This is a genomic window from Clostridium sp. (genome assembly GCF_050717535.1).
Lineage (GTDB): Bacteria > Bacillota > Clostridia > Clostridiales > Clostridiaceae > Clostridium_AD.
Genome location: NZ_JBOITM010000071.1, coordinates 61,262 through 71,835 on the forward strand (window position 1 = coordinate 61,262; position 10,574 = coordinate 71,835).

General features: G+C 31.4%; 9 protein-coding genes. 7 read left to right on the plus strand and 2 right to left on the minus strand.

Annotation, left to right across the window (positions count from 1 at the left end):
- Window positions 1–35 precede the first annotated feature (35 nt).
- From ACREVU_RS12590 to ACREVU_RS12605, 4 genes are read left to right on the plus strand one after another with little or no spacing between them, the layout of a single operon-like run.
- Complete coding sequence (locus tag ACREVU_RS12590) at window positions 36–512, plus strand: complex I 24 kDa subunit family protein (RefSeq protein WP_431551943.1); 477 nt, start codon at window positions 36–38, stop codon at window positions 510–512.
- A 1-nt stretch (window position 513) separates the two neighbouring features.
- Window positions 514–2,388: an NADH-quinone oxidoreductase subunit NuoF gene (gene nuoF, locus ACREVU_RS12595; RefSeq protein WP_431551944.1), complete on the plus strand. Its 1,875-nt coding sequence runs from the start codon at window positions 514–516 to the stop codon at window positions 2,386–2,388.
- A 4-nt stretch (window positions 2,389–2,392) separates the two neighbouring features.
- Window positions 2,393–4,081: a [FeFe] hydrogenase, group A gene (locus tag ACREVU_RS12600; RefSeq protein WP_431551945.1), complete on the plus strand. Its 1,689-nt coding sequence runs from the start codon at window positions 2,393–2,395 to the stop codon at window positions 4,079–4,081.
- A gap of 5 nt (window positions 4,082–4,086) precedes the next feature.
- Complete coding sequence (locus ACREVU_RS12605; RefSeq protein ID WP_431551946.1) at window positions 4,087–4,338, plus strand: (2Fe-2S) ferredoxin domain-containing protein; 252 nt, start codon at window positions 4,087–4,089, stop codon at window positions 4,336–4,338.
- Between the two features lie 173 nt (window positions 4,339–4,511).
- Here ACREVU_RS12605 and ACREVU_RS12610 read toward each other — a convergent pair whose 3' ends face one another.
- Together ACREVU_RS12610 and ACREVU_RS12615 are read right to left on the minus strand one after the other, a co-directional pair.
- On the minus strand, window positions 4,512–5,126 hold the full coding sequence (locus ACREVU_RS12610; protein WP_431551947.1) for an NUDIX hydrolase: 615 nt from the start codon (window positions 5,124–5,126) through the stop codon (window positions 4,512–4,514).
- A gap of 42 nt (window positions 5,127–5,168) precedes the next feature.
- Window positions 5,169–5,453, minus strand: coding sequence for a hypothetical protein (locus tag ACREVU_RS12615; RefSeq protein WP_431551948.1), 285 nt, complete (start codon window positions 5,451–5,453; stop codon window positions 5,169–5,171).
- Window positions 5,454–5,658: 205 nt separating this feature from the next.
- Here ACREVU_RS12615 and ACREVU_RS12620 point away from each other — a divergent pair, with 205 nt between their 5' ends.
- From ACREVU_RS12620 to ACREVU_RS12630, 3 genes are all read left to right on the plus strand, one after another.
- The gene (locus ACREVU_RS12620; RefSeq protein WP_431551949.1) at window positions 5,659–6,051 is read left to right on the plus strand and encodes a hypothetical protein; all 393 of its coding nucleotides are present in this window, start codon (window positions 5,659–5,661) and stop codon (window positions 6,049–6,051) included.
- Between the two features lie 319 nt (window positions 6,052–6,370).
- Window positions 6,371–7,312 carry a VgrG-related protein gene (locus ACREVU_RS12625; RefSeq protein ID WP_431551950.1) on the plus strand — a complete coding sequence of 314 codons (942 nt, stop codon included), beginning with the start codon at window positions 6,371–6,373 and terminating at the stop codon, window positions 7,310–7,312.
- Window positions 7,313–7,474: 162 nt separating this feature from the next.
- Window positions 7,475–10,555: an insulinase family protein gene (locus ACREVU_RS12630; protein ID WP_431551951.1), complete on the plus strand. Its 3,081-nt coding sequence runs from the start codon at window positions 7,475–7,477 to the stop codon at window positions 10,553–10,555.
- Window positions 10,556–10,574 lie beyond the last annotated feature (19 nt).

A 10,574-nucleotide genomic window follows, 5' to 3' on the forward strand; every position in this document is an offset into this window, starting at 1 on the left:
GTGACAATAATTTAACAATGTTAGGAGGAATTATAATGAATAAACCATTCGATTATAGTAAGTTGGATAGCATTTTAAGCCAGCATGAATTTGAAGCCTGCAATATTATTGCAATATTACAGGATACTCAAGAAATTTATAGGTATTTACCTAAGGAAATATTTGCTTATTTGTCGGATAAGTTGGAGATGAGTAGAGCAAAAATATATAGTGTAGCTACTTTTTATGATAACTTTTCACTAGAACCTAAGGGCAAGTATGTAATAAAGATATGTAATGGTACAGCCTGTCATGTAAGAAAGTCTATCCCAATATTGGACAAACTAAGATCCGAGTTAGGTCTTTCAGAAGCTAAGATCACAACTGACGATTTAATGTTTACTTTGGAAACGGTGTCATGTCTTGGCGCTTGTGGACTTGCTCCTGTTTTAACTATTAACGAAAAAGTCTATGGTGCTATGACTCCGGAAAAAGCAATTGAGCTTCTAAACATGCTTAAGGAGGAGAAATAACATGCTTCATAATAGAAATGATCTAATTAATATTAGAAATGAGTATAAGGCTAGACTTAAAAAACAAAACAAGAAAATTCTTATATGTGCAGGTACTGGTTGTATTGCTGGTGGCTCATTAGAAATTTATGATGAACTTTTAAGAATAATGGTGGAAAAAGGTATAAATTGCGAAATAGATCTTGAAGTTGAGCCACATGATGAATCAGTTGGAATAAAAAAAAGTGGATGTCATGGGTTCTGTGAAATGGGGCCTCTTGTAAGAATTGAACCTATGGGATATTTATACATAAAAGTAAAACCTGAAGATTGTGAGGAAATTTTAGAGAAAACTATAATTAACAATGAGTGCGTAGAGAGACTTGCATATACTAAAGATGGGAAAATATATAAAAAACAAGATGAAATACCTTTTTATAAAAAGCAAACTAGGGTTGCACTTGAACATTGTGGACATATTGATGCAACATCTATAGAAGAATATTTTGCTATAGGAGGATATAGTGCACTTGAAAAAGCATTATTTAATTTGAATTCAGATGATATTATTAAACAAATAGAAGAGTCAAATTTAAGAGGGCGTGGTGGTGGTGGCTTTCCTACAGGTCGTAAATGGTCTCAGGTGAAACTTCAAAAGGAATTAACAAAGTATATCGTGTGTAATGGTGACGAAGGTGACCCAGGTGCATTTATGGACAGAAGTGTAATGGAGGGAGACCCTCATAGAGTACTTGAAGGAATGATGATTGCAGCTATTGCCTGTGGATCACAAGAAGGATATATTTATGTGCGTGCCGAGTATCCACTAGCTGTAAGCAGACTTAAGAATGCTATTAGTCAAGCAAAAAAATATGGAATTTTGGGTGAGGACATTCTTGGGACAAACTTTAATTTTGATATTAAAATCAATAGAGGAGCAGGTGCCTTTGTATGTGGTGAAGGAAGTGCTCTTACAGCGTCTATTGAAGGAAGGAGAGGGATGCCAAGAGTAAAACCTCCAAGAACAGTGGAGCAAGGACTTTTTGGAAAACCGACAGTACTTAATAATGTTGAAACCTTCGCTAATGTTCCTTTAATTATTAATAGAGGGGTAGAATGGTATAAATCTATTGGAACGGAAAAAAGTCCAGGAACAAAAGCTTTTGCATTAACAGGAAACATAGAAAATACAGGACTTATTGAGGTGCCAATGGGTACAACCTTAAGAGAAATAATATTTGATATAGGTGGAGGAATTAAAAATGGTAAAAAGTTTAAGGCTGTACAAATAGGCGGTCCATCTGGAGGTTGTCTTGTAACTACAGACCTTGATTTGTTACTAGATTTCGATTCGTTAAAAAAAGTAGGTGCAATGATAGGTTCTGGAGGTCTTGTAGTTATGGATGAAGATACTTGCATGGTTGAGGTTGCAAAATTCTTCATGAGTTTTACGCAAAATGAATCTTGTGGTAAGTGTGTTCCTTGTCGTGAGGGTACTAAAAGAATGCTTGAAATTCTTGAAAGAATTGTTGCAGGAAGTGGTGTGATTTCAGACATAGATACACTCTTAGAACTTGCAGATACTATAACGAATACATCGCTATGTGGTCTTGGTAAATCAGCTGCATTGCCAGTTGTTAGTACTATTAAAAATTTTCGTGAGGAGTATGAAGCTCATATAATTCAAAAGAAATGTCCATCAAAAACCTGTGTAGGGCTCAAGACAATATTTATTGAGGCCGAACTTTGCAAAGGATGTTCAAAGTGTGCGAGAATTTGCCCAGTTCACGCAATTTCAGGCAAGATTAAAAGTCCATATACAATCGATAAAGATAAGTGCATTAAGTGTGGCGCCTGTATTGAAGCCTGTGCATTTAATGCTATAAAGGAGGATTAAAAAAATGAATGGACAGTTTATGCTTATAGATGATATTCCAGTAGAGATAAATGGTGAAAAAAACATTCTTGAATTAGTTAGAAAAGCAGGCATTGAATTACCTACCTTGTGTTATTATTCAGAACTTTCAGTATATGGGGCCTGTCGTATGTGTATGGTAGAGAACAAAAGAGGAGACATGGAAGCATCTTGCTCCACTCCACCAAGAAATGGAATGGAGATATATACTAATACACAAAGGCTTCGTAAATATAGAAAAATGATTCTTGAATTATTGCTTTCAGACCATTGTAGAGATTGTACTACCTGTGAAAAAAATGGTCACTGTAAATTGCAAGAATTAGCACAGCGCTTCGGAATAAAGGAAATAAGATTTAAAAATACTTCTGAAAATAAAAAGATAGACAATTCATCTCTATGTATAGTAAGGGATAATAGTAAGTGTATTTTATGTGGCGATTGTGTTCGTGTGTGTGATGAGGTGCAAAATGTTGGAGCTATTGATTTTGTTAAGAGAGGTTCCAAAATGAGTGTAGGGACTGCTTTTGATGAAGCATTAGCAGAATCCAATTGTGTTGGTTGTGGACAATGTGCAGCGGTTTGTCCTACAGGTGCTATTGTAGTGAAGAATGATACTGTTAAGCTTTGGGCAGATCTTAGTGATGTGAATACAAAGGTTGTAGTTCAGGTTGCGCCTGCAGTTCGAGTGGGAATTAGTCAGGAACTTGGACAAAAAGATGGGGAAAATGTCATGGGCAAAATAGTAAGTGCTCTTAAAAAAATGGGTTTTGATGAAGTTTTTGATACTTCTACAGGAGCGGATCTTACAGTACTGGAGGAAACCACGGAATTTCTTTCAAGACTTGAAAAAAGTGAAAACTTACCATTATTTACATCTTGCTGCCCAGCCTGGGTAAGCTATGTTGAAAATAATTATCCAAGTCTAATGAAAAATGTTTCTACTTGTCGTTCACCTATGCAAATGTTTTCTTCAGTAATCAAGGAACACTACAAGCATTCTAACAAAAGAATTGTATCTGTGGCAATTATGCCTTGTACAGCGAAAAAAGCTGAAGCAAAAAGGGATGAATTCATAGAGGATGGGATTTCTAGTGTAGATTATGTAATAACTACGCAAGAGTTTATACAAATGATAAAAGAATCAGGAATTGTATTCTCAGAGGTAGAGCCTGAAGCAGTAGATATGCCATTTGGTGTTAGCAGTGGGGCTGGTGTTATATTCGGAGTAACAGGAGGTGTTACTGAAGCTGTTATACGTAGAGTTTTAGATGATAAATCAACGACCACCTTACGTGCACTTGCTTTTAACGGGGTACGTGGCATGGAAGGTGTTAAGGAAACTAGTATTACTGTTGATAATCGAGTAATTAAGATTGCGGTGGTAAGTGGTCTTAAAAATGCGGATGACCTTGTAAAAAGAATTGAAACTGGCCAAGCTCATTATGATTTCGTTGAAGTTATGGCATGTCCAGGAGGTTGTATTTGTGGTGCAGGACAACCATTTGCAAAAAATGCAGGAAAATTAAAACGTAGTGAGGGATTATATGAAGCAGATAGAATGAGTAGCATAAAACGTTCAGAGGAAAATCCAGTGATGATGTCATTGTACCAGGGACTGTTAAAAGGAAAGGTTCATAAGCTATTACATGTAAAATATAAAGGGAAGGAGTGATTTTTGTGATTGATTTAAGTGTTTGTGTAGGAAGTGCATGTCATATTAAAGGGTCTTATAATGTTATTAATAATTTTCAGCAGATTATTGAAGAATATAATTTGTCAGAGGTGGTTCAGCTAAAAGCAATTTTTTGCCTAGGGCATTGTACAGAGGGTGTATCTGTAAAAATAGACGATAGTGAAGTGTATAGTGTTTCAGGATCTACATCTAGGAAGTTTTTTGATGCTGAGGTAATGACAAGATTAAATTTGTAGAATTTTCATTTTTAATTAGGATATAAATGTAAGAAATTGTGTAATTCATACTAAAAAGATAATTTTTATCTAATAAAATAAAAACTCCAGTAGAATAAACTAATATTCTGCTGGAGTTTTATTTGATCAATCCTTAGTTACAAGATGCTACTTGCCACGTGGGTGGCACTTAATTATCCTATAAAGTTTTGTATAGCAAGAAAAGCTTTAATATCTATGTTCTTATTTGTGGCAATCAAACTTTTAGCTTCTTGCTTGGATAATAGCATAATCTCAATATCTTCATCTGGTTCTAAATAAGCTTTAGATATTTCGCCTTGGCAGGTGCAATATACTAAGGCTGCAGACTCATCTGTCATACCTACTGATATATAGACCTTAGATTTGGTCTTTTCAAAATCAATTTTTATTAAATCTAGGCCAGTTTCTTCTTTTAGTTCACGTTTTACAGTAGTTTCAAAATCCTCACCAGCATCTATAAGTCCAGCGGGAATTTCATAAACATAATCATTAAGTGGAACCCTAAATTGCTTTATTACAACTAATTTATTTTCTTCTGCATGAGTAGCTTTATCTACGTAAGTAGCTTTATCTACGTAAGTAGCTACTATAATAACAGCATCAATATGGCTTTCTACTCCATTAAAATAATTGTCTTTTAATGTGTTCAAATCCTTTCTAGAAGCTATGGACCAATTTTTGGATTCACCATCTTTATTGATATATTCTGCATTATAAAGTTTTAAAAACTTTGTATCTGCTATTTTTGTAATAGTGGTTATTGACATTATTTCATCTCCAACTGCATTCCATTTTATATTATGTTTTTTCTATTCAAAATCCTCTGGTTTTAAATTATTTACATATTCTAAAACTACATCTAGTGATTCAGAGGAGTACATTGCATCTGTACCACCTTTGTGATAAAAAACCGAAAAACGATCATTTTTGAAATAGAATATATGATAGCTTCTGCTACCTACTTGCCTATGACCTAAACAACTCTCATCTTCTAAGATAAGATCATTTAATATTTTATTTCCTACATCTATACCTTTTATTACTGCTAAACTCATATAACGAGGTTCAAAAGTAAATTCTTTCATTGTGTTCATTTAAATTCTCCTTTCATATAATATATATATCTTAATAATATCACTTTGCAAGTCTAAAAACAAATATTATATAGTAATATTTGCAACAATTGGGTTTAAGTATTAATAGAAAATACAATCAATGTTTGTTATACTGATAATTGAATTTAAAGTTGTTAAAATATATGCACAAAAAAATATAAGTTTAGTTTTGGGGGAAAAGAAAATGTTTTATTTTGTTAAAGACATAGAAGATAATGTTATGAATGTAAATTGTTTGCAGGAAGTCCCGTTTTTGGACGAGGCAATATATAATATGTCATTAGAAAAAATGATGAAAGAATATGAAAATATAAAAAAATGGTTTATGATAAATAAAATGGCGAACAATTTTCAGCTTAAAGGTGCTGCAGGAGAAGAATTGGATTTTTTCCTTATAGACAATATTCCCTACGATGATATGGATTATACCCATGATGTTCTTCATAATAGAATTAAACAAAAGATGCAATGTGAATTCGAAGAATATGAATATGATTTGAAATTGAGATTAAGTAGGACATGCTCTGTAATTTTATTTAATACTAAAATAAAATCTATTCTAGAGGAGTGGGCATAATTAAAAGATGCTATTCTTACTGATAAACTTCTCTATTAATCACCCGTTATAATTTTACACAAAAACTTTCAATATATAAATTAGTCTATGGCATACAAATTATATTTTAAGTTAGTATTTGATTTACAAAGAAGTAGTTATTTAAATAAAATATAGGTACACATTTAATATATGCAATTATATTTCTCTATACAGTAGAGCTTAGTCCATTAATTTGTGTAATAGGATTGTATTTTTTATATAATTAATATAAAGTTTATATTTAAGTATACGATAATGATAATGTAGGAAAATAATTTATGTAAAATGGGTGATAATTATGGCATTATCTACAAATATAATTAACAATACTTTGTTAAATCAATATGCTTCACAAATAAAAAATAATAATACAATTTCTGATGATAGCACAGTGGATTTTCAGAATGAAAAAGCAATGCAAGAATTAGCATTTCAAACAATGCTTATTCAAATGATGGATAGCTCAGGTAATTCTATGATGGCAGAGCTTATGTCAACTGCGCTATCAAAGGAAAATTCTCCTAATTTAGATGATTCACTGAGTTCTATGAGTAATTTTAATGCAAATATGAGGGGTGCGGCATTATCATTAAATAGTGGTAGCCAAAGCGCGGATAATAAATTAAACAGCTTTGGGTCAACATCTGCTAAATATGAATCTAATGGCGATCCGGGTTCGATAAGTAATACATCAGGTGATTATGGTGGAAAGTCATATGGTGCATGGCAATTTTCCTCTAAGACAGGTTCTTTAGATTCCTTTGTTAAGTCACTACAAAAGAAAGATAATCAAATTTATTCAAAACTATCAGAAGCTAAAGCTAAAGATGGTAATAGATTTGGCACGAATTTCGATACGGCATGGACTAGCATTGCACTAGCTGATAAAGATAATTTCTTAAAGCTGCAGCAAGGTTGTGTTAAAGAAAATTATTATGATATAGCAGCACAAGCATTAAAATCAAAATATGGTTTTGATATAAGCAAAAAAAGTGATGCTTTGAAGGAGAGTTTATATTCTACAGTAGTTCAGCATGGTGTAGGAGGAACTTTATCTGTTTTCTCAAAACTTAATTTAAATAATAGTGACGGTAATATCATAAATGATTTATATAATGAACGTCAAAAGGTTGATGTTTATTTTAGAAGTAGTTCTTCACAGGTAAAACAGAGTGTGTATAATAGATTTACTAATGAAAAGCAAGATATGCTTAATATGTTAAATGGAGTAAATGTTTAATTAATTCATAACCAATAAATGTGTAAAAAATCCAGTAGAATTTATTCTACTGGATTTTTTTTATTTAAAATAGTAAGTGAATACTTCCTTCAAAATAAAACATACTATTCACAACATGAAAAAAATAATGTTTTGAAAAATAAATATTTAAGGTGGAGTAAAATGAAAAAATTCACAAAACTAACTTCTATATTATTAGTAACTGGATTATTGCTAAATAACTCCAGTATCAGTGCACAAAGTGCACAAGTTACAAGAACTGTGCAAGGTGAAAAGCTAAAACTATCCAATTATATTTCTACTACAAACCATGTGAACATCTTTAAAATAGGCGAAAGTATATCAGGATTTAAGCTAGAATCTAAAAAATGGATTGAAGACATACATTCTACGGCCATGATATTTAAACATGTCAAAAGTGGAGCTAAACTTATTTATTTACAGAATGAGGATGAAAACAAGGTATTTTCAATAAGTTTTCGTACACCAGTTGAGGATAATACTGGTGTTAATCATATTATTGAACATTCTGTTTTGTGTGGCTCAGAGAAATATCCCGTTAAAGATCCATTTCTTATTATGACTAAACAATCATTGAGCACGTTTCTAAATGCATTTACAGGTCCGGATTTTACAATGTATCCAGTAGCAAGTAAAAATAATAAGGATTTTCAAAATTTGATGAGTGTGTATTTGGATGCAGTGTTTTATCCTAATATTTCTAAAGATCCTAGAATACTTATGCAGGAAGGCTGGCATTATGAAATTGTTAAGGAAACAGGAGAATTAAAGTATAACGGAATTGTATATAACGAAATGAAAGGTGCAACTTCTTCACCACAAGTAATACTAGCCAATACTATCAATAAATCTCTTTTTAAGGACAATTTATATAATTTTGAATCAGGTGGTAATCCGGAAAATATTCCTGAATTAAGTTATGATAAATTTCTAGAGACCTATAAAAAATATTATGTTGCATCAAATAGCTCTTTATATCTGTATGGAAAATTAGATATTCAAAACACCTTAAAATTTATAAATGACAACTATCTATGTAAACTAAAAAATACCTTTGTTGATAGCGAGATTAAATCACAAAAGGCTTATAAACCTGCGGTAGAAAAAGTAGAAATATATCCTGTAGCAAAAGAAGCAAGTACTAAAAATATGGCTTATTTATCATCAAATTATGTTATTGATAAAGGAACAGATGTTGAGAAAGTTTTAGCATTTCAAATGTTGCAAGCAATTCTTTTAAATACTGAGGCTTCACCTTTAAGAAAAGATTTACTGAAAAGCTGTATTGGAGGTAACGGGTATGCTAGTTTTAATACATCAACAATGCAACCAACTTTCAGTATAATTACCACAAATGCAAATGAGGCAGAAAAATATAAATTTAAAAATGTTGTTGAGACTTCACTAAAGCGAATAGTGAAAGAAGGGTTTGATAGTGAATTAGTAAATTCAGTATTTACTGCTGTGGAATTGAGTTTGCGCATAGAAAATTCTGATGCTAATAGAGGAATGAACTATATGTCTACTGCTATGTCAACTTGGAATTATGATATAAATCCTACAGAATATTTAGAGATTACTCCCGCACTTAAAAAAATAAAAGCCAAGATGTCTCATAGATATTTTGAAAAACTAATACAAAAATATCTGTTGGACAACAAACATAATTCATTAGTTGTTTTAATACCTTTTAATGGATTGAATGAAAAAAAAGAAGAAATGCTAAAGAGCAAACTTGCAACTTATAAATTATCATTAACAGACAGTGAGTTGGCTAAAATAAAAAGTGACACAGAAGAGTTGAAAAAGTGGCAGGACACAGCAGATTCAAGAGAAAACTTAGCAAAGGTGCCAACACTTTTGCGGGAAGATTTAAATTTAAAGGCAGAAGAAATTCCAACGGTAGAAAAATCAGAAAATGGTATAAAAATATTGTATCATCCTATTTTTACTGATGGCATAACGTACTCAAACCTATATTTTGATAGTTCAGTGGTGCCTCAAAATAAAATATTATATTTAAAACTACTTGCTAGTATTTTAGGAAATGTAAAAACTGAAAAATATAATCTTATACAGCTTTCAAATGTGATGAGAGAAAATACCGGTGGTATTAGTTTTAATTCAACTCAATTTAAAAATAATAGGGATAGTAATGAATATCATCCTAAAATCAGTGTTTCAATGAGTAGCTTAAGTGTTAGGTTGCCTCAAGCTTTGGAACTTTTAGATGAAATAATTAATCATAGTGTTTTTGATGATGAAGTCCGAATGAAGGGACTAATTAAAATGCTAAGAGTAAATTATGAATCTATGATTGTTAATGGGGAAAATAGTTTTGCAGTAGAGCATGCATTATCTTATTTATCAGATAGTGGTAAGTATAATGATTTGGGGTATTTACCCTATTACAATTTTATTTGTGATTTAGACGATAATTTTGAAGTTAGATTTGATGATGTAGTAAAAAATTTAAAGAGTATTAAAGAAATGGTATTTAACAAAAAAGGATTAGTTGTAAGTTATACTGGTGATGAAAAAAATTATGATAATTTTACTCATAGTTTTAATTTATTTTCAAAAAGAATAGGAGATAAAGAATTCTTGTCTGAGAAATATAAATTTGATTTTACAAAAAAAAATGAAGCTTTTGTTGTTCCTTCTCAAGTACAATACGTTGTGAAGGCTGGAGGCTTTAAAAATGCAGGCTTCAATTATAATGGAAAAATGAAAGTTGTAGAAAATATTATAAATAGTGATTATTTATGGAAGGAACTTAGAGTTAAAGGTGGTGCATATGGGGGAGCTATGAGTTTTACAAAGTATGAAGTATTATTTTACTCATATCGTGATCCGAATTTAAAGGAGACCTTAAATATATTTGATGGAGTTGTAAAATTTTTAAAAAATTTCAAAGCAAGCGATAAAGAAATGACTAATTATATAATAGGAACAATAGGAGGAATGGATTATTTAAGAACACCATATTATAGCGGTTTAATAGCGGATAATATGTATTTTTCAGGTATAACTCAAGATGATATTCAGAAGATACGAGATGAAGTGTTATCTACAAATGCTGAGGATATAAGAAATTCAGCCGATATGCTAGAGGTAGCGCTAAAACAAAACACACATTGTGTTGTTGGTAGCGCATCTAAAGTTAATGAAAACAGTGATTTGTTTGATAATATTATAGTACCAATAAATAATCCTAAATAGCAATATTTATGAAAGTTAT